The 18,653-nt window shown below is 39.9% G+C and carries 20 protein-coding genes and 1 pseudogene; 9 read left to right on the forward strand and 12 right to left on the reverse strand.

Annotation, left to right across the window (positions count from 1 at the left end; genetic code table 11):
• Window positions 1-23 precede the first annotated feature (23 nt).
• A pseudogene (locus tag AXK38_04705) lies at window positions 24-407 on the forward strand (two-component system response regulator).
• The gene (locus tag AXK38_04710; GenBank protein ID AMH88584.1) at window positions 392-1,489 is read left to right on the forward strand and encodes a histidine kinase; all 1,098 of its coding nucleotides are present in this window, start codon (window positions 392-394) and stop codon (window positions 1,487-1,489) included. Before AXK38_04705 ends, AXK38_04710 begins: the two are co-directional and overlap by 16 nt.
• 393 nt (window positions 1,490-1,882) lie before the next feature.
• Here the strand turns inward: AXK38_04710 and AXK38_04715 are convergent, their stop codons facing one another.
• From AXK38_04715 to AXK38_04735, 5 genes are all read right to left on the reverse strand, one after another.
• A complete protein-coding gene (locus AXK38_04715) occupies window positions 1,883-2,398 on the reverse strand; it encodes a DNA-binding transcriptional regulator (GenBank protein ID AMH88585.1) in 516 nt (171 codons plus the stop codon).
• An 11-nt stretch (window positions 2,399-2,409) separates the two neighbouring features.
• A complete protein-coding gene (locus AXK38_04720; protein ID AMH88586.1) occupies window positions 2,410-2,937 on the reverse strand; it encodes a hypothetical protein in 528 nt (175 codons plus the stop codon).
• 176 nt (window positions 2,938-3,113) lie between these two features.
• Complete coding sequence (locus tag AXK38_04725; protein AMH88587.1) at window positions 3,114-3,677, reverse strand: pantothenic acid transporter pant; 564 nt, start codon at window positions 3,675-3,677, stop codon at window positions 3,114-3,116.
• Complete coding sequence (locus AXK38_04730; GenBank protein AMH88588.1) at window positions 3,661-4,212, reverse strand: phosphopantothenoylcysteine decarboxylase; 552 nt, start codon at window positions 4,210-4,212, stop codon at window positions 3,661-3,663. Before AXK38_04730 ends, AXK38_04725 begins: the two co-directional genes overlap by 17 nt.
• Before the next feature lie 11 nt (window positions 4,213-4,223).
• Window positions 4,224-4,913, reverse strand: a complete 690-nt coding sequence (locus AXK38_04735) for a phosphopantothenate--cysteine ligase (protein AMH88589.1) — start codon at window positions 4,911-4,913, stop codon at window positions 4,224-4,226.
• A gap of 228 nt (window positions 4,914-5,141) precedes the next feature.
• Between AXK38_04735 and AXK38_04740 the strand changes: the two genes are divergently transcribed.
• From AXK38_04740 to AXK38_04750, 3 genes are all read left to right on the forward strand, one after another.
• Window positions 5,142-6,812, forward strand: a complete 1,671-nt coding sequence (locus AXK38_04740) for a formate--tetrahydrofolate ligase (GenBank protein ID AMH88590.1) — start codon at window positions 5,142-5,144, stop codon at window positions 6,810-6,812.
• Window positions 6,813-6,994: 182 nt separating this feature from the next.
• The gene (locus AXK38_04745; protein AMH88591.1) at window positions 6,995-9,286 is read left to right on the forward strand and encodes an ATP-dependent DNA helicase PcrA; all 2,292 of its coding nucleotides are present in this window, start codon (window positions 6,995-6,997) and stop codon (window positions 9,284-9,286) included.
• A 42-nt stretch (window positions 9,287-9,328) separates the two neighbouring features.
• A complete protein-coding gene (locus AXK38_04750) occupies window positions 9,329-10,009 on the forward strand; it encodes a hypothetical protein (protein AMH88592.1) in 681 nt (226 codons plus the stop codon).
• On the opposite strand, the gene AXK38_04755 is transcribed toward AXK38_04750, so the two are convergent.
• From AXK38_04755 to AXK38_04785, 7 genes are all read right to left on the reverse strand, one after another.
• The gene (locus AXK38_04755; protein AMH88593.1) at window positions 10,006-10,695 is read right to left on the reverse strand and encodes a gamma-glutamyl hydrolase; all 690 of its coding nucleotides are present in this window, start codon (window positions 10,693-10,695) and stop codon (window positions 10,006-10,008) included. The genes AXK38_04750 and AXK38_04755 overlap by 4 nt on opposite strands.
• Before the next feature lie 17 nt (window positions 10,696-10,712).
• Window positions 10,713-11,354: a redox-sensing transcriptional repressor Rex gene (locus tag AXK38_04760; protein AMH88594.1), complete on the reverse strand. Its 642-nt coding sequence runs from the start codon at window positions 11,352-11,354 to the stop codon at window positions 10,713-10,715.
• An 82-nt stretch (window positions 11,355-11,436) separates the two neighbouring features.
• Entirely contained in the window at window positions 11,437-11,652 is a 216-nt protein-coding gene (locus AXK38_04765) for a DUF4649 domain-containing protein (GenBank protein AMH88595.1), read from the reverse strand.
• A gap of 7 nt (window positions 11,653-11,659) precedes the next feature.
• The gene (locus AXK38_04770) at window positions 11,660-12,007 is read right to left on the reverse strand and encodes a cysteine desulfurase (protein AMH88596.1); all 348 of its coding nucleotides are present in this window, start codon (window positions 12,005-12,007) and stop codon (window positions 11,660-11,662) included.
• A 4-nt stretch (window positions 12,008-12,011) separates the two neighbouring features.
• On the reverse strand, window positions 12,012-13,127 hold the full coding sequence (locus tag AXK38_04775) for a cysteine desulfurase (GenBank protein ID AMH88597.1): 1,116 nt from the start codon (window positions 13,125-13,127) through the stop codon (window positions 12,012-12,014).
• 9 nt (window positions 13,128-13,136) lie between these two features.
• A complete protein-coding gene (locus AXK38_04780) occupies window positions 13,137-14,096 on the reverse strand; it encodes a ribose-phosphate pyrophosphokinase (GenBank protein ID AMH88598.1) in 960 nt (319 codons plus the stop codon).
• Window positions 14,097-14,207: 111 nt separating this feature from the next.
• Window positions 14,208-14,777 (reverse strand): adenylate cyclase, encoded by a 570-nt coding sequence (locus tag AXK38_04785; protein AMH88599.1) that lies wholly within the window; start codon window positions 14,775-14,777, stop codon window positions 14,208-14,210.
• Between the two features lie 127 nt (window positions 14,778-14,904).
• On the opposite strand from AXK38_04785, the gene AXK38_04790 reads away from it, so the two are divergent.
• Genes AXK38_04790 through eutD form a run of 4 tightly spaced genes read left to right on the forward strand, consistent with a single transcriptional unit; the run spans window position 14,905 to window position 18,290 of the window.
• Window positions 14,905-15,576, forward strand: a complete 672-nt coding sequence (locus tag AXK38_04790; GenBank protein AMH88600.1) for a GTP pyrophosphokinase — start codon at window positions 14,905-14,907, stop codon at window positions 15,574-15,576.
• Window positions 15,560-16,378: an NAD(+) kinase gene (locus AXK38_04795; GenBank protein ID AMH88601.1), complete on the forward strand. Its 819-nt coding sequence runs from the start codon at window positions 15,560-15,562 to the stop codon at window positions 16,376-16,378. Before AXK38_04790 ends, AXK38_04795 begins: the two co-directional genes overlap by 17 nt.
• On the forward strand, window positions 16,375-17,271 hold the full coding sequence (locus AXK38_04800; GenBank protein ID AMH88602.1) for an RNA pseudouridine synthase: 897 nt from the start codon (window positions 16,375-16,377) through the stop codon (window positions 17,269-17,271). Before AXK38_04795 ends, AXK38_04800 begins: the two co-directional genes overlap by 4 nt.
• Window positions 17,272-17,315: 44 nt before the next feature.
• Window positions 17,316-18,290 carry a phosphotransacetylase gene (gene eutD / locus AXK38_04805; protein AMH88603.1) on the forward strand — a complete coding sequence of 325 codons (975 nt, stop codon included), beginning with the start codon at window positions 17,316-17,318 and terminating at the stop codon, window positions 18,288-18,290.
• The last annotated feature ends 363 nt before the right edge of the window (window positions 18,291-18,653 follow it).

Consider the following 18,653-nt stretch of genomic DNA (forward strand, 5'->3'; position numbering starts at 1 on the left):
TCAACTGTTTGTTGTGACATAGCCATATAAAAAAACCATTTAGTATTACAGAATTAGTTGCTCGTGTTAGGATGCATATCCAAAGGGAGGAAAGAAATCGTAAAAATAATAAAGAAATATGCACAAAGAATTTGATAATTAATGTCAGCAATCAAGAAATCTTAATTGAAGAAGAGACTATATCATTGACAAAGCGAGAATTTACAATTTTATATACTTTAGCAAGTAACCCGAAGAGAGTATATTCCGTAGAGGAGCTCTATGAGAGAATATATCCGTCGGAATCAGATGCACAATTTCGTTCTATTGCTGAGTATATTTATCAAATTCGTTCAAAATTAAAACCATATTCAATTAATCCGATCAAGACACAGTGGGGAGGCGGATATAGTTGGAACGAAAATTAGATTTTAAGACTTTAGTAAAAAAGACGAAGTGGACGATTGTTAAACAATTTTGTTTGAATATAATTGTAGCTTATATTTTTCCTATATCAACTATTTCTATTGATATTCATTCAGAAACTCAGTCAATCGCTCGTGACTTGTTAGGGGTATTATTTAATGTTTTTTCATGGGTTTATATTTGTATATCTTTGATTATTATAGTTTCTATTAATATTAAAGCCTTGTTGACAAGAGTAAAGCAAGAAATGGAGATTGTTTATCATAGCAGTATATGGCTAACCTCTGTAAACGATTCATCTGATTTAACAATTCTTGAATTCATAGAGACAAATAGACACATTGAATTAATGCAACAAAGAATAAAAAATATGATTCAGGTAGAGAAAGACCAAAAGGCGGATATTCTCTTTAAAGTTTCAGCGATGGCACATGACTTGAAAACACCTTTGACTGTGATTAAAGGAAACTCGGAATTGTTGCAATTGGCACCTTTATCAGGTATTGACGTTCAATGTCTCAAGGATATTGAAAGAGCAAGTAACCAATTAAATAGCTATTTTAATCAGTTAATCAACTACTCTAAAACTTTTTACTCTGATCAGATTTCTTTTCATCAGTATCGTATCAGTAATTTATCCAAAATACTGGAACAAGAGTGTACATACCTTATTGGAGATAGCATTGACTACAAATATAGTACTAAGATAGACCGAGACTGTAATATTGAATTGGATTTAGATTTAATTATCCGTTCGGTGGCAAATATTGTTAATAATGCTATAGCTTATGCAGATGATGCTAAAAAGAAAATCAGAGTTACCTTTGAGTTAGCAGATAGCAATATTACCTTAAGTATTTGGAATAATGGTTCCAAATTTTCGGATGATGTTTTAGAAAATTTTGGAAAATTATTTTATCGAGAAGATACTAGCAGAAATTCACAATTTGAACATTTTGGAATAGGTTTGGCATTTGTAAAACAAGTAATGAGCATTCATTCAGGTGACATACAACTGCAAAATAAGGAAAATGGAGCTATGGTTAAATTAATTATTCCGATGAAAAGTAGTGACTATGTCTAGGCTTGAATATCGTAATTTTGAATACTATGAAGTTCAGAAAGTAAGTATATTAATAAAATTTATTTAAAAATCTCAACAATTAGCACTCATACCTGATTTATTCACATTTGAATATATCAGATGGGGTGCAAAATTATATTATTTTTTTAAAGCGCTTAAAAATTGTAAGGGTGGGTAAAAACTCAATTTCAGGAGAAAATGAAGTGAATATTTCCACACTAAAACGCATAGTATCAAGGTTTTCAACACTTGATACTATGCGTTTTATAATTTTAAATACTTTTTCCCCATCTTCTATGATATGTTATCCTTGATGGAAATGATGGAAGCTCCTGACAAGTCGGAGTTTTTCTACCGACACCGTACAGAAGATGGCTGGGAGAAAGAGATTTTTTAATCTTTTACTAAATAACCGAGCTTATCCAAGGCCTCCTCGATATAGTGGAGGTCTTGTTGTGTTTCGGCTTCGACTAGGTGGTAATGGATGCCATCTGTTAATTCAGACAGAGGTCTAAAATCAGAATGCTCGACTTGTTCTAGAAAATGTTGCACATCTCTGCGACAAGACAGTTTCAGCAAGGTTTCAATTTCTCCATAAACGGGATGGTCAATCAAGGTATTTTGAACACGTCCACCATTATCTACGATAGCAAGGAGTTCCTGCCCGATTTCTTCAACTTCATGTTTAACTTTGAAAAGTTTGTGGACGTATGGATTGACATCAACTTGCTTATAGACGTAGCCACGATTGGTAGATAGGATAGGAGCGCCATCGGCTCTCAAAATTGCAATGTCCTGGACAATGACCTGACGTGTGACATGAAAATGTTCAGCCAAACTTTGGCCATTGAGGGCTTTAGGAGCTTCTTTCAAGAGTTGGAGCAGGGCTTGTTTGCGATCTTTTGTCATAGTTCTTCCTTTTACCGGCGTTTTCGAAGCACTTTATAGACAGCTAGTGCTAATGTATAGTCTACCATACTATGGATAATTGTGCCAAATCCAACTAGCACAAATAGAACATAGAACATATTTTCTACATTGGTACCGGAAGTTGCGTAAAAAAGGACACAGGCTAATACTTCAGCAAGGGCATGAACGACAGCCAAAATAAAGTTGAAAATCCAGGAAGATTTTGCTTTATCTAGGGTATCGGGAAATTTCTGTAGGTAAAGAGCGCCCAAAGTCCCAAAAAAGATATGGGAAAAAGCCCGAAAAACGATAACCATAGGATAGCCAGCCATCAAAAATCCAAAACTAGAGGCTATGATGACAAAAACGGCCATCAAGGGAGACAGGAACATGGCAATAAAAATAGCGATGTGACTACCCAACGTATAGGAAGCAGGTGGAATGACAATCTTAAAGGGCATAACAATTGGAATCAAAATCGCAATAGCCGTTAAGAGGGCTGTCATTGTCATAAATTGTGTCTTTTTCCGTGTATTCATAAGAATCTCCTTTTTATCTGTATATACACTAGTATAGTACAATAAAGAAGACAATAAAGCAAGGATTTACTTAGGTTTATAGGTCATTTTTAGTTAGATATTGGTAAAAATTTCACTAAAAAAGAAAATACACAGAACAAAATCTCCACCTTCAGGTTTGAAAGTGGAGATTGTTTTTATTTCTTCAAGGTTTGTAGTCGTGGAACAATAGCTAAGGTCAGAACTGCGGAAATGACTAATTCAGCAATCGAATTTGTTGAGATAACGGTTGCTAGGAGTTTTTGGATATTACCATCAAAAACATTTCCAAAAAGGTAGAAAATTCCACCAAGTACAAAGACTGTGTTGGTAAGTGAACCAAGGGCACCAGCTAAAATCAGACCAGTCTTGTTTTTCATTAGTTTATAGACTAGATACGGAGTTAAACCAATCAAAATACGTGGGACGATGGCAATGATAGCTGAGTAGATGTTTCCGTTTGGTACAAATGGTGAGAAGAGATAGCTTGTAGGTAGAATCGTAATCGTATTAACTGTCAAGCTAAGAAGTCCCATCAAAAATCCAAGTGTAACCCCAACTCGTGGACCGTAGATAATGCTGGCAATAATGACAGGAATATGAACAATAGTCGGTTTGATTGGAAATGGAAAAAGGTTAAAGGCAAGCGAGCTCAGAAAGTGTATAACGAGCATGGTTGCAAAAAAGATAGCAATAGGTGCAATATTAGAGCGTTTTTTCATCGAGAGTTTCCTTTATTCTTTCTAAAATAATTGTGAGGTCAGCTAAAGCTCCTCGTCCGTGGTCTCCACAAGCTAGTAGGGATTCCTTAGGAGCAATCAGCTGATAGCCGTAGGTTTCTAATGTTTTCAGATTAGCCTGAGTTGCTGGATGGTCATACATTTTTGTATTCATCGCAGGAGCTATTAGTTTAGGAATATTTTGGGGCAAGGCTAGAGCTATGCTGGTTACCATGTTGTCAGCATAGCCATGGGCTAGCTTTGCAATTGTGTTAGCTGTTGCAGGGGCTACGATAAATAAATCTGCCTTTTTTCCAAGTTCGATATGATTAATCTGATGAGGATAGGGTTCCTTCATGACATCCAAGTGGACGGAATTCTGTGAGAGTACCTGTAGTGTCAAAGGTTGGATAAACTCTGTAGCAGCCTGAGTCATTAAGACAGTGACTTGATGACCTTGTTTTTTTAGAGAACTGACTAAATCTGCCGACTTGTAAGAGGCGATTGACCCCGTTACAGCCAAGAGAATGTTTGCCATAGCTTTCCTTTCTATGAATGATAGGCTTGAATTTTTTCAAGGAGGAGTTCTGCAATTTCTTCTTTAGTCTGAACTGCTTGAAGATGATCTTTCTCAATAAAGATAGCTCGGTGCTGATCTGCTGAGATTTGAGTGAGGTCATTTGCAATGATTAAGTCTGCTTGGTTCTTGATAAGACTTTTTCTGGCAATCTCGATGAGATAATCCTCAGAGACATCAACCAGCAGTTTGAAGCCAATCAGATGAATAGCAGGATTCCACTCCTTTACTAGAGAGATGACTTTGGGTGTTTTTTTAAGGAACAAAACCTGAATCTCGTCAGTTGAAGAAATCTTAGCCTGATGATTTTGCTTGCTTAAAAATTCTTCTAGATTGGAGCTAGCCTGAACTTCCTCAAGCCCCGTCATATAAACAGGAGTGTAATCGGACACAGCCATTGAATGAATCAAGACCTGATAATCCTGAACATGTTCTTGCATTTCTAGAAGAAGGTCCTTGGTATTGTTAATTTCTTGAATGCTTAGGTTGGGATGAGCTTCTGGCTTCAGAGCTCGTTTTGTCGTAATCAAACAAACTTCATGCCCAGCAGCAAGCAAGGTCTCTGTGATGATTTTCCCCAAGCGACCTGTAGAATGGTTAGTGATAGAGCGGACGCTGTCGATAGCTTCACTGGTACCGCCCGACGTAACTAAAATTTTCATAGCACTATTGTACACAAAAATAAACGGTAAGTAAAATGAAAGCGATAAATTTTGGTAAAAACGAAGATTTACTATAGTTTCAAACTATAAAGCCATATAAAATTTAAGAAAGGACTCTGAAAACCTCAAAAACAGGGATATTTACGAACGTTTAGAGAGTTTAAGGATGTTAAAAATCTTGTTTTGTGTTATAATGAATTATCATATAAGAGGTTAGAGGAGTTTTGAATGAAAACAGATATTGAAATCGCACAGAGTATTGAGTTGCAGCCAATCGTTGATGTTGTAGAGAAACTTGGTATTTCTTACGATGATTTGGAGTTGTATGGAAAGTACAAGGCTAAACTTAGCTTTGATAAAATTCGTGCAGTTGAGAGCAATCCAGTTGGGAAATTAATCTTGGTTACTGCCATCAACCCAACACCAGCAGGTGAAGGAAAATCAACTATTACCATTGGTCTAGCGGATGCCTTGAACAGGATTGGTAAGAAAACCATGATTGCTATTCGCGAACCATCTCTTGGCCCAGTAATGGGGATTAAGGGTGGTGCAGCTGGTGGTGGTTACGCCCAAGTGTTGCCAATGGAAGACATCAACCTCCACTTTACGGGAGACATGCATGCTATTACAACTGCTAACAATGCTCTTTCAGCATTGATTGATAACCACTTGCACCAAGGGAATGAGCTTGGAATTGACCAACGTCGTATCCTCTGGAAACGTGTTGTGGACTTGAACGATCGCGCCCTTCGTCATGTAACCGTTGGACTTGGTGGTCCTCTTAACGGTATTCCTCGTGAGGATGGCTTTGACATTACAGTTGCTTCTGAAATCATGGCTATTCTTTGCTTGGCAACGGACATCGAGGACTTGAAACGTCGTTTGGCGAATATCGTTATCGGTTATCGCTATGACCGTACCCCTGTTTCTGTAGGTGATTTGCAGGTTGAAGGTGCCTTGGCTTTGATTTTGAAAGATGCTATTAAGCCAAACTTGGTTCAAACAATTTACGGTACACCTGCTTTTGTACACGGTGGTCCATTTGCCAATATCGCTCATGGATGTAACTCAGTCTTGGCAACGACAACAGCCCTTCACTTGGCTGATTATACAGTTACTGAAGCTGGTTTTGGTGCGGACCTTGGTGCTGAGAAATTCCTTGATATCAAGACACCAAACTTGCCAACTTCTCCAGATGCAGTAGTCATTGTCGCAACCCTTCGTGCCCTTAAGATGAATGGTGGCGTGGCTAAAGACGCTTTGACAGAAGAAAACGTAGAAGCTGTTCGTACCGGTTTTGCTAACTTGAAACGCCACGTTGAAAATATCCGTAAGTTCGGTATTCCAGCAGTTGTTGCTATCAACGAATTTGTTTCTGATACAGAAGCTGAAATCGCAGCCTTGAAAGAACTCTGTGCCTCAATCGATGTTCCAGTTGAGTTGGCTAGTGTTTGGGCTGATGGTGCAGAAGGTGGAGTAGCTCTTGCTGAAACACTTGTCAAGACTATCGCTGAAAACCCAGCCAACTATACACGTCTTTATGACAATGACCTTTCTGTCCAAGAAAAGATTGAAAAGATTGTCACTGAAATCTACCGCGGTAGCAAAGTGAACTTTGAGAAGAAAGCCCGAACACAAATCGCTCAAATCGTTCAAAACGGTTGGGACAAATTGCCAATCTGTATGGCTAAAACTCAGTATAGTTTCTCAGATAATCCAAATGCACTTGGAGCACCTGAAAACTTTGAAATTACCATTCGTGAATTGGTGCCCAAATTAGGGGCAGGCTTTATCGTTGCCCTAACTGGTGATGTCATGACTATGCCAGGTCTTCCAAAACGACCAGCCGCTCTCAATATGGATGTTGAAAGTGACGGAACGGTTCTAGGCTTATTCTAATAGTTTAATTGAATTTAAATGAGTTTGGAAATACTATCCAAGCTCATTTTCTTATCTAGTTTTAAGGAATTGTCTTCATCTGATGAGATATTAGTCTTCTACACGCAATCAGTCTAGGTAAAGATATTTTCCCTGATTTCTGATATAATAGAAATATTGACTTCAAGAGTAAGGAAGAAAAGATGAACGCATTATTAAATGGAATGAATGACCGTCAGGCTGAGGCGGTGCAAACGACAGAAGGTCCCTTGTTGATCATGGCGGGGGCTGGTTCTGGAAAGACCCGAGTTTTGACTCACCGTATTGCTTATTTGATTGATGAAAAGCTGGTCAATCCTTGGAATATCTTGGCCATTACCTTTACTAATAAGGCTGCGCGTGAGATGAAAGAGCGTGCTTATAGCCTCAATCCAGCCACTCAGGACTGTTTGATTGCTACCTTCCACTCCATGTGTGTTCGTATTTTGCGCCGTGATGCGGACCATATTGGTTACAACCGCAATTTCACTATTGTCGATCCAGGGGAGCAGCGAACGCTCATGAAACGCATTCTCAAGCAATTAAACTTAGATCCGAAAAAATGGAATGAACGGAGCATCTTAGGGATTATTTCCAATGCCAAGAATGATTTGATTGATGATGTAGCTTATGCTGCCCAAGCTGGAGATATGTACACGCAAATCGTGGCCCAGTGTTATACAGCCTATCAGAAAGAGCTTCGTCAGTCAGAGTCGGTTGACTTTGATGATTTGATTATGTTGACCTTGCGTCTTTTTGATCAAAATCCTGATGTTTTGACTTATTACCAGCAAAAATTCCAATACATCCATGTTGATGAGTACCAAGATACCAACCATGCCCAGTACCAACTGGTCAAACTCTTAGCTTCGCGCTTTAAAAATATCTGTGTAGTTGGGGATGCGGACCAGTCTATCTACGGTTGGCGTGGTGCTGATATGCAGAATATCTTGGACTTCGAAAAGGATTATCCTCAAGCCAAGGTTGTCTTGTTGGAGGAAAATTACCGCTCAACCAAAACCATTCTCCAAGCGGCCAATGAGGTTATTAAAAATAATAAAAACCGCCGTCCTAAAAATCTCTGGACTCAAAATGCAGATGGGGAGCAAATCGTTTACTATCGTGCCAATGATGAACTGGATGAGGCTGTATTTGTAGCCAGAACCATTGATGAACTTAGTCGCAGTCAAAACTTCCTTCACAAGGATTTTGCAGTTCTCTATCGGACTAATGCGCAGTCTCGTACTATTGAGGAAGCCCTGCTCAAGTCCAATATTCCTTATACAATGGTTGGAGGAACCAAGTTCTACAGCCGTAAGGAAATCCGTGACATTATCGCTTATCTCAACCTCATTGCTAATTTGAGTGACAATATTAGTTTTGAACGTATTATTAACGAACCGAAGCGTGGAATTGGGCCAGGAACGGTTGAGAAAATCCGTGATTTTGCCAATATGCAAAACATGTCTATGCTAGATGCTTCAGCAAATATCATGTTGTCTGGTATCAAGGGGAAGGCGGCCCAATCTATCTGGGATTTTGCCAATATGATTCTTGATTTACGGGAGCAGTTGGACCAATTAACTATTACAGAGTTGGTTGAGGCGGTTCTAGAAAAAACAGGTTACATCGATATTCTTAATGCCCAAGCGACTCTAGAAAGCAAGGCTCGGGTTGAAAATATCGAAGAGTTCCTTTCTGTTACGAAAAACTTTGATGACACCTCTGATGTGCCAGAAGAGGAAACTGGTTTGGATAAACTGAGTCGTTTCTTAAATGACTTGGCCTTGATTGCGGATACAGATTCAGGAAGTCAGGAGACCTCAGAAGTGACCTTGATGACCCTGCATGCTGCTAAAGGTCTCGAGTTTCCAGTTGTCTTTTTGATTGGGATGGAAGAAAATGTCTTTCCTCTTAGCCGTGCAGCTGAAGATCAAGATGAATTAGAAGAAGAACGCCGTCTGGCCTATGTAGGTATCACGCGTGCAGAGAAAATTCTCTATCTGACAAATGCCAACTCGCGCCTGCTTTTTGGTCGTACCAACTACAACCGTCCGACTCGTTTTATTAACGAAATCAGCTCAGACTTACTTGAGTATCAAGGATTGGCCCGTCCAGCCAATACAAGCTTTAAGGCATCTTATAGCAGTGGTGGCTTTGCCTTCGGTCAAGGTATGAGTCTTGCCCAGGCTCTTCAAGACCGTAAACGCGGTGTGGCACCGAAAACTATTCAGTCAAGCGGTCTCCCATTTGGCCAATTTACAGCTGGTGCAAAATCAGCATCAAGCGAGGCAAATTGGTCCATTGGTGATGTTGCTCTCCACAAGAAATGGGGAGAGGGAACTGTTCTGGAAGTTTCAGGTAGCGGTGCTACGCAGGAATTGAAAATCAATTTCCCAGAAGTTGGTTTGAAAAAACTTTTAGCTAGTGTAGCACCAATTGAGAAAAAAATCTAATTTTTCATCCTTCTCACGAATAATAAAGTGAGGAGGATTTTTATGTACAGTATTTCATTCCAAGAAGATTCACTATTGCCAAGAGAAAGACTTGCCCAAGAAGGAGTGGAAGCGCTCAGTAACCAAGAGTTGCTAGCTATTTTACTCAGAACAGGAACACGTCAGGCCAGTGTTTTTGAAATTGCCCAGAAAGTCTTGAACAATCTTTCAAGCCTAACAGATTTGAAAAAAATGACCCTGCAGGAATTGCAGAGTCTATCTGGTATCGGGCGTGTTAAGGCCATAGAACTACAAGCTATGATTGAGCTGGGCCATCGTATTCACAAACATGAGACTGTTGAGATGGAAAGTATTCTCAGTAGCCAAAAGTTGGCCAAGAAGATGCAACAGGAATTGGGGGACAAAAAACAAGAGCACCTGGTGGCGCTCTATCTCAATACTCAAAATCAAATCATCCATCAACAGACCATTTTTATCGGCTCAGCTACTCGTAGTATTGCTGAACCAAGAGAGATTCTTCACTATGCAATCAAGCATATGGCGACTTCTCTCATCTTGGTCCACAATCATCCTTCAGGAGCGGTAGCCCCTAGCCGAAATGATGATCATGTCACTAAACTTGTCAAGGAAGCCTGCGACCTAATGGGAATTGTTCTCTTGGACCATTTGATTGTTTCTCACTCCAGTTATTTTAGCTATCGTGAAAAGACAGATTTAATCTAAAGTTCATTAACGATATAGTCAAAGAGGTTTTTATCTTTGGGACGATTTTCAAATAGAAATTCTGGATGCCACTGGACACCGAGAAAGGCAACATCATCCGTACTTATGACAGCTTCAATGATACCATCCTTAGGATCATGAGCCGCAATCTTTAAGTTGGGAGCTAAATCCTTGATACTCTGGTGGTGGAAGGAGTTGATATGGGAGATTTCTCCATAGATTTCTCGAAGAACAGTATCTGGTTCGGTTACCAAGCGCTGGGTTGTGTACTCGGCAGAACAATCCTGCCAGTGGTCTTCGATATCTTGATACAGAGTTCCACCCATGGCAACGTTAAAAAGCTGAGTACCACGGCAGACAGAGAAAATCGGTTTTTTCTGTTTAATAGCTTCCTTGATGAGGGCCAGTTCGAAGATATCTCTTTGAAGGTGGTAGTCATCGCTGTCAATGGTTTTTGGTTCACCATAAAATTTTGGATCAACGTTTTGCCCACCTGTCAAGATGAGCTTGTCAATCATACTGATATAGTGGCTAGCCATTTCTTGATCACCAATCGGTAGGATGATGGGAATCCCTCCAGCGTCTTTAACACCTTCCACAAAGCCTTTTGCTGCGTAGCTCATCATGATGTCATCATCTGGATGAGTTTTTTCGTTTCCGGTAATCCCAATAACTGGTTTTTTCATAAAATGATTTTCGCTTTCTAATCCTCTTTTCGCATGAAATAGAGGAGGGTTTGGAGTTCACTTGTCAAATCGACATATTGAACGACCACGTCTTTTGGTAAATGCAGATGGACTGGTGAAAAACTGAGAATTCCTTTCACGCCAGCATCCACCAAGAGATTGGCAACCTCTTGTGACTTAACGCTGGGAACAGTTAGGATAGCAGTCTTCACATCAGCATCCTTGATTTTGTCCTTGATTTGGGAAATTCCGTAAATAGGAATCCCATCAGGAGTTTGGGTATCGACTTCAGGATGGTCATCTAGATCAAAGGCCATGATAATCTTCATCTTGTTGCGCTCATGGAAGCGGTAGTGGAGAAGAGCGTGGCCCATATTTCCAATACCAACCAGCATGACATTGGTAATAGAGTTATCATTGAGCAAATCGGCAAAAAACGTCATCAGTTTTTTGACATCATAGCCAAAACCACGACGACCAAGTTCACCAAAATAGGAAAAATCACGACGTACGGTCGCTGAATCAATCCCAATAGCCTCTGCAATTTGTTTGGAGTTGGCACGTTCAATCTTTTCTGCATGAAATCTCTTAAAAATTCGATAGTAGAGAGAGAGTCTTTTCGCTGTAGCTTTTGGAATAGCAGACTGTTTATCTTTCACAAAATCACAACCTTTCTATTCTTCTATTTTATATAAACATTGTGAAAAAATCAACAAAAGCAAGAAAAAACTAAGAAAAATCTTAGTTTTGATGTAAAAATTCTGTATGTGATAGAAAACGGTAGAGGTCTCCGACCAGGCCTTGATAAACTTCTTGGCCCTTAAAGGTCAAAGAAGTCACATAAAGTGTATCTGGTAGGGTCACACAGCCTGACAAAGCTAGCATGAGTGCCTCATAATCTTCGTACTTTAGAGTCCGATCTACCTGATAGCTGTCTTTATAGGTTAGTTCAAACATATGAGACCTATCTTTCAGATTTTGTAAAGACACCACGTTCTACTAAACTATCCATGAGGAAGTAGAATTTTTCCTGATGAATGTGGTGCTCTTCTGATTTGAAAATATCAACCAGACGAAGACCAAACTTGTCAGTGATATTGATTTTAGCCCCTGTGAGCTCCTTGTTAATGATGATTTTTAGTTGGAAGCCTTCACCACTGTTTGGTACCTTTTCAAGTAGACGAGTCAGTTCATAGTTACCAACCTTTGTTTCCAAAAAAGTGTTGTCCTTGAGGGTGAATTTCTTAACAGAAGGGCTAAGAGTGTAGTCGTAACGACAATTTTTTAACTGAATGGTTTTTTCAAATGCCATATGGCTAACCTCCGATAATTTCTTTTAAGGTTTTTGCGAGGGTTTGCAGGTCTTCAACAGTGTTTTGTGGAGACAAACTGATGCGAACGGATTCTTTCAAACGTTCTGAATTTGCCCCGTACATGGCTTCGAGAACATGGCTGGATTGGACAATGCCAGCAGTGCAAGCTGAGCCAGTAGAGATTGAAATTCCAGCTAAATCTAGACGAAGGAGTAATAGGTCGTTTTTCTGACCAGGAAATCCAATATTGAGCACATAAGGAAGATGGTGTTGTCCTCTATTCAGGTAATACTGAACTCCCTCAAGCTCCGCAAGAAAGGCAGTTTCTAGATTTTGTACATGTTGAAAATGTTCTTCTTGCTTTTCTAGGTCTTCTTTTAGGGCTGCAACCATACCCACGATGGCAGCTAGATTTTCAGTCCCTGCACGTTTTTTCTGTTCTTGGTCTCCGCCATGGAGATAGGAATCAAAGTCCATGCTAGATGCGTAGAGAAAGCCGATTCCCTTAGGACCATGGAACTTGTGGGCAGAAGCAGTGAGAAAATCAATGCCCAATTCTTCTGGATGAATAGGGATTTTACCGATAGCCTGAACTGCATCAACATGATAGGCAGCGGGATGTTGCTTGAGTATTTGGCCAATTTCAGCAATGGGAAGTAGGTTTCCAGTCTCATTATTGGCAAACATGGTAGAAACCAAAATCGTATCGTCACGTAAGGACTCTTGAATTTGCTGGGCGGTGATTTCCTGATTTTTTGGCTGGATAATGGTTACTTCAAAACCGAAGTGTTGTACCAAGTAATCAATGGTTTCAAGGACAGCATGGTGCTCGATGGCAGTTGTGATGATATGTTTTCCTTGTTCTTGATGACGAAGGCAGTAGCCGATGATAGCAGTATTGTTGCCTTCGGTTCCACCGGAAGTGAAAAAGATATGTTGAGGTTTTGTTCCCAGTAATTGAGCTAGTTCCTGACGGGCTTCTCTCAAGAGTTTACCAGCTTGACGACCATGACCGTGAATACTAGAAGGATTGCCATGAGTTTCTTGCATCACCTTGGTCATAGCTGAAATAGCAACTGCTGACATAGGAGTCGTCGCAGCATTGTCCAAATAAATCAAAGAATCACCTTATTTCTTTTTGTTGTAGGCAAAGAGTGGGCTGACTGGTTTTCTTTCGTGAATACGGACGATAGCATCACCAATTAACTCACTAGCAGTAATGTAGCATACGTTTTTAGGAGTTTTTTCTTTTGTTGCTACTGAATCAGTCACAAGAATTTCTTTAATATTAGTATTATCAAGAAGTTCAGAAGCTCCTTCGACGAAGAGGCCGTGGCTAGAAACAGCATAAATTTCTGTAGCCCCTTCACGTTCAACGATTTTAGCAGCTTCAGAGAAGGTACGTCCTGTATTCAGAATATCATCAATCAAAATTGCTTTTTTACCTTCAACATCACCGATGATATAGCCTTCGTTGCGAGTTGCATCGTCTTGAGGGTAGTCGATAATGGCGATAGGAGCATCAAGATATTCAGCCAAGCTACGAGCACGTTTTACACCTGAATTTTTAGGGCTAACGACAACAACATCTGAGCCAAGGAGACCCTTATCGCAGTAATGTTTAGCAAATAGGGGAACTGTATAGAGGTTATCGACAGGAATATCAAAGAAGCCTTGAACCTGGACAGCATGCAAATCAAGCGTAAGGATACGGTCAACACCAGCCTTAACCAGCATATTAGCCACTAGTTTAGCTGTAAGTGGCTCACGAGGTGAAGCAATACGGTCTTGACGTGCATAGCCAAAATATGGAAGGACAACGTTGATACTGTGGGCACTTGCGCGAACACAAGCATCAACCATGATCAACAATTCCATTAGGTGGTTGTTAACAGGGAAACTTGTAGACTGGATGATGTAAACATCATAACCACGGACACTTTCTTCGATATTTACTTGGATTTCTCCGTCTGAAAATTGACGTGATGATAGTTTTCCAAGTGGGACACCAACAGCTTGGGCAATTTTCTGTGCAATCTCTTGGTTAGAGTTGAGTGCGAAAAGTTTCATGTTTTTTCTATCTGACATTATAGACCGTCCTCTGTAAACTTTTTAAATCCTAGCTATATCTGCCTAGCCTATATGAACTGGGATTTTTGTATTTTATCTTTTCTATTTTACCAAAAAATGGAGATTATTTCAGCTATTTTTCATGCTTTTGACAAATCGAACCAATTTTGATGGAGCTTTTTGATAAGCAATCTGATTTTCCTCTAAAAATTGTTGGAAATCCTGTTTGCCTTGCTCGTGATTTTCCACCTCAAGCTCTAATTCGTAATCTGTAATATCAAAGTACTGACTTTCATCCAGTGCCATGAGACCGATAGCTGTTTGCATTTCATAGCGAAGCGTTGTTAGACAACCAAGAACCTGCCATTTTTTACTTTGGATACCATGTTTCGCTAATTCATCCAGTACGAGCCCCTGAGGAAGTTCTTCCTTACTCAGATAGTTTTCAGCATCTGTTAGTCGCAATTTTTGGTTATATTCCATGTTTCCAACACTTTGCGGGACTTTGAGTGTCAATTCTGCCCAGTCTTCAAAGGTTCGAATGCGCATAGCGACTTTCTTTTCTCGTAGTTCAAAATCAGGCGTATCGATGTAGTAATTTTTTTGAAGAACAGGTGTGACACCTGTGAACTGGTCTTTTAGACGATCATATTCATCTTTTTTCAGTAGTGTTTTCAATTCAATTTCTAAATGTTTCATTTTTCTTACCTTTTCTTTATCTATGAAAGCGGATTTATGGTATAATAGCTTAGTATTTATTGTATATAAATCTGGAGAAAAAATCAAAGATATTTTTGAAGGATAATATGAGAACAAGGGAGAGTATATGACCTTAGAATGGGAAGAATTTCTAGATCCTTACATTCAAGCTGTTGGTGAGTTAAAGATTAAACTACGTGGTATTCGTAAGCAATATCGTAAACAAAATAAGCATTCTCCGATTGAGTTTGTGACTGGTCGAGTCAAGCCAATTGAAAGTATCAAGGAAAAAATGGCTCGACGTGGTATTACTTATGCGACCTTGGAACACGATTTACAGGATATTGCTGGTTTGCGTGTGATGGTCCAGTTTGTAGATGATGTCCAAGAAGTTGTGGCTATTTTGCGCAAGCGTCAGGATATGCGGATTATACAGGAGCGAGATTACATTACTCATCGAAAAGCATCAGGATACCGTTCCTATCACGTGGTAGTAGAATATACGGTTGATACTATCAATGGAGCCAAGACCATTTTGGCAGAAATTCAAATTCGTACTTTGGCCATGAATTTCTGGGCAACGATAGAACATTCTCTCAACTACAAGTACCAAGGGGATTTCCCAGAGGAGATTAAGAAGCGACTGGAAATTACATCCAAGATTGCCCATCAGCTAGATGAAGAAATGGGTAAAATTCGTGATGATATTCAAGAAGCTCAGGCACTTTTTGATCCTTTGAGTAGAAAATTAAATGATGGTGTAGGAAACAGTGACGATACAGATGAAGAATACAGGTAAACGAATTGACCTGATAGCTAATAGAAAACCGCAGAGTCAAAGGGTTTTGTATGAATTGCGAGATCGTTTGAAGAGGAATCAGTTTATACTCAATGATACCAATCCGGACATTGTCATCTCCATTGGTGGGGATGGTATGCTCTTGTCGGCTTTTCATAAGTACGAAAACCAGCTTGACAAGGTACGCTTTATCGGTGTTCACACTGGACATTTGGGCTTCTATACGGACTATCGTGATTTTGAATTGGACAAGCTAGTGACTAATTTGCAGCTAGATACAGGAGCAAGAGTTTCTTACCCAGTTCTGAATGTGAAGATCTTTCTTGAAAATGGTGAAGTGAAGATTTTTAGAGCATTAAATGAAGCCAGCATCCGCAGATCTGATCGAACTATGGTGGCGGATGTTGTGATCAACGGTGTTCCTTTTGAACGCTTTCGTGGAGATGGGCTAACAGTTTCGACACCGACTGGTAGTACAGCCTATAACAAGTCGCTTGGTGGAGCTGTTTTACATCCTACCATTGAAGCTCTTCAGTTGACGGAAATTGCCAGCCTTAATAATCGTGTCTATCGAACGCTGGGCTCTTCCATTATTGTTCCTAAGAAGGATAAGATTGAACTCATTCCAACGAGAAACGATTACCATACTATTTCGGTGGATAATAGTGTGTATTCCTTCCGCAATATTGAGCGTATTGAGTATCAAATCGACCATCATAAGATTCATTTTGTCGCGTCACCGAGTCACACCAGTTTCTGGAATCGTGTTAAGGATGCTTTCATCGGCGAGGTGGACGAATGAGGTTTGAATTTATCGCAGATGAGCATGTCAAGGTTAAGACCTTTTTGAAAAAGCACGAGGTTTCTAAGGGACTGCTGGCTAAGATTAAGTTTCGAGGCGGAGCTATTTTGGTCAATGATCAACCACAAAATGCGACGTATCTATTGGATATTGGAGACCGAGTTATCATCGATATTCCCGCTGAGGAAGGCTTTGAAACTCTAGAAGCTATCGAGCGCCCACTGGATATTCTCTATGAGGATGACCATTTTCTAGTCTTGAACAAACCCTATGGAGTGGCTTCTATTCCTAGTGTTAATCACTCTAATACCATTGCCAATTTTATCAAGGGATACTACGTCAAGCAAAATTATGAAAATCAGCAGGTTCACATTGTGACTAGGCTTGACCGAGATACTTCTGGCTTGATGCTTTTTGCCAAGCATGGCTATGCCCATGCACGACTAGACAAGCAGTTGCAGAAGAAGTCCATTGAGAAACGATACTTTGCCCTCGTTAAAGGAGATGGACATTTGGAGCCGGAAGGAGAAATTATTGCTCCGATTGCGCGTGATGAAGATTCCATTATCACCAGAAGAGTGGCTAAAGGTGGAAAGTATGCCCATACATCCTACAAGATTGTAGCTTCATATGGAAATATTCACTTGGTAGATATTCGTTTGCACACTGGACGAACCCACCAAATCCGAGTCCACTTTTCTTATATTGGTTTTCCTTTGTTGGGAGATGACTTGTATGGAGGTAGTCTGGACGACGGCATCCAACGTCAGGCACTGCATTGTCATTACCTATCCTTTTATCATCCTTTTCTAGAGCAAGACTTGCAGTTAGAAAGTCCCTTGCCGGATGATTTTAGCAGCCTAATTACCCAGTTATCAACTAATACTCTATAATAAAGTAATTCAGAGTATAATTTATTTTTTAAAGGAGAAAACTCATGGAAGTTTTTGAAAGTCTCAAAGCCAACCTTGTTGGTAAAAATGCTCGTATCGTTCTCCCTGAAGGGGAAGAACCTCGTATTCTTCAAGCGACTAAACGCTTGGTAAAAGAAACAGAAGTAATTCCTGTTTTGCTGGGAAATCCTGAAAAAATTAAAATTTATCTTGAAATTGAAGGAATCGAGGATGGTTATGAAGTCATCGACCCACAACACTACGATAAATTTGAAGAAATGGTTGCTGCTTTAGTGGAGCGTCGCAAGGGTAAAATGACTGAAGAAGAAGCACGTAAGGTGTTAGTTGAAGATGTCAACTATTTTGGTGTTATGTTGGTGTACTTGGGCTTGGTTGATGGAATGGTATCTGGAGCAATTCACTCAACAGCTTCAACAGTTCGCCCAGCTCTTCAGATCATCAAAACTCGCCCAAATGTAACGCGTACATCAGGTGCCTTCCTCATGGTTCGTGGTACGGAACGTTACCTATTTGGTGACTGTGCTATCAATATCAATCCTGATGCAGAAGCCTTGGCTGAAATTGCCATCAACTCAGCAATCACAGCTAAGATGTTTGGCATCGAACCTAAAATTGCTATGCTAAGCTATTCTACTAAAGGTTCAGGGTTTGGTGAAAGCGTTGACAAGGTCGTTGAAGCTACTAAAATTGCTCACGACTTGCGTCCTGACCTTGAAATCGATGGTGAGTTGCAATTTGATGCGGCCTTTGTTCCAGAAACTGCAGCTTTGAAAGCTCCTGGAAGTACAGTAGCTGGTCAAGCAAATGTCTTCATCTTCCCGGGTATCGAGGCAGGAAATATTGGTTACAAGATGGCCGAACGTCTTGGTGGCTTTGCGGCAGTAGGACCTGTTTTGCAAGGTTTGAACAAGCCAGTTAACGACCTTTCTCGTGGATGTAATGCAGATGATGTGTACAAGTTGACCCTTATCACAGCAGCTCAAGCAGTTCATCAATAAAGAGAAGCTGTACTAAATAATTCGTATTTATAATCAAAAAACGAGTCTGGGATAAAAAGATTTTGATTTTAGAAATTCTTTATTATAAAATTTAAAAATCGATATATTAGAAAAAAAGCGAACAAGACAGAAATCTGAGTGTCAGATAACTCGTTTTGTTCGCTTTTTATATTTAAGGTTAGACTTTTGTCCCAGACTCGCTTTATTATGAAAAAAGTTTATTAGATCTTATACTCATACTCAATGAAAATCAAAGAGCAAACTAGGAAGCTAGTCGCAGGTTGATCACAACACTGTTTTGAGGTTGCAGATAGAGCTGACGCGGTTTGAAGAGATTTTCGAAGAGTATTATTCCGGTATCGG

Source organism: Streptococcus mitis (genome assembly GCA_001560895.1).
GTDB classification, from domain to species: Bacteria; Bacillota; Bacilli; order Lactobacillales; family Streptococcaceae; genus Streptococcus; species Streptococcus mitis_Q.